General features: G+C 67.8%; 1 pseudogene. It reads right to left on the reverse strand.

The annotated features are described in order from the left end of the window. Positions 1-1,400, reverse strand: a pseudogene (locus ADBZ5U_RS09150) (DNA translocase FtsK); the annotation flags it as partial. Positions 1,401-1,468 lie beyond the last annotated feature (68 nt).

Below are 1,468 nucleotides of genomic sequence, written 5' to 3' on the forward strand. Positions count from 1 at the left end.
CAGCCTGAATCTCCTCGTCGCTGATGTAGGCGCCTTGCAGACGGATCGGCTTATTGGCCCCCCTCGGCAGGAACAGACCGTCGCCCATACCGATGAGTTTCTCCGCACCGGGCTGGTCCAGGATGACCCGGCTGTCGGTCAGCGACGACGTCGCGAACGCCAATCGGGAGGGCACGTTGGTCTTGATCAACCCGGTGACGACGTCCACCGACGGCCGCTGTGTGGCCAGCACCAGGTGGATGCCGGCGGCGCGGGCCTTCTGGGTGATCCGCACGATGGCGTCCTCGACGTCACGCGGCGCGGTCATCATCAGGTCGGCCAACTCGTCGACGATCGCCACGATGTAGGGGTACGGCTTGTACTCGCGCTGACTGCCCAGCGGTGTGGTGATCTTGCCCGAGCGGACGTTGGCGTTGAAGTCGTCGATGTGGCGCACCCGGGAGGCCTGCATGTCCTGATAGCGCTGTTCCATCTCCTCGACCAGCCAGGCCAGCGCGGCGGCGGCCTTCTTCGGCTGGGTGATGATCGGCGTGATCAGATGTGGAATGCCTTCGTAGGGAGTCAGTTCCACCATCTTCGGGTCGATCAGGATCATCCGGACCTCTTCGGGGGTGGACCGCGCGAGCAACGACACCAGCATCGAGTTCACGAAGCTGGACTTGCCCGACCCGGTGGATCCGGCCACCAGCAGGTGCGGCATCTTGGCCAGGTTCGCCGAGATGAAGTCGCCCTCGATGTCCTTGCCGAGGCCGATCACCAGAGGGTGGTGGTCACGTCGGGTCGACGGGGCGGTGAGGACGTCGGCGAGCCGCACCATCTCACGGTCGGTGTTGGGCACCTCGATGCCGACGGCGGACTTGCCCGGGATAGGGGCCAGCATGCGAACGCTCTCGGTGGCGACCGCGTAGGCGATATTGCGTTGCAGCGCGGTGATCTTCTCGACCTTCACCCCGGGGCCGAGTTCGACCTCGTAGCGGGTGACGGTCGGTCCGCGGGTGCAGCCGGTGACGGCCGCGTCGACCTTGAACTGATCGAGCACCGACGAGATGGCCTCCACCATCTGATCGTTGGCGGCACTGCGCCGCTTGGGCGGTTCGCCCGGGGTGAGCAGGTCCAGCGACGGCGGCGTGTAGGCGCCTTCGACAACCCGGTCCAACGCCTTGGGCTGCTGCTTGGGCTCGGCGGGCTTCCTGCGGCGCGGCTTGATCGGCTCGGTCGCGTTGGCGGCGGGCGCCGGCTCGTCCAGGGGGTAGTTGTCATACGGCGTGCCGATCGGCCCCGGGGCGCCGGGCCGGGACGGCGCCTCGTCGGAGTAGGCGCGTGGATCGTCGAAGCGGCCGTCCGAAAAATCCTCCGCGGCGGAGGGCCGGGGAAGGCTGACGGTCCTGCGGGTGGGCGTCCGGTAGCCGTAGTCGTCGGCGTACGGGGTGCCGTCTCGGTCGCCCCCGTAGTCGCCGCCGTAGTCGCC

This window comes from Mycobacterium sp. (genome assembly GCF_040398885.1).
In the GTDB taxonomy this organism is placed as follows: Bacteria; Actinomycetota; Actinomycetes; order Mycobacteriales; family Mycobacteriaceae; genus Mycobacterium.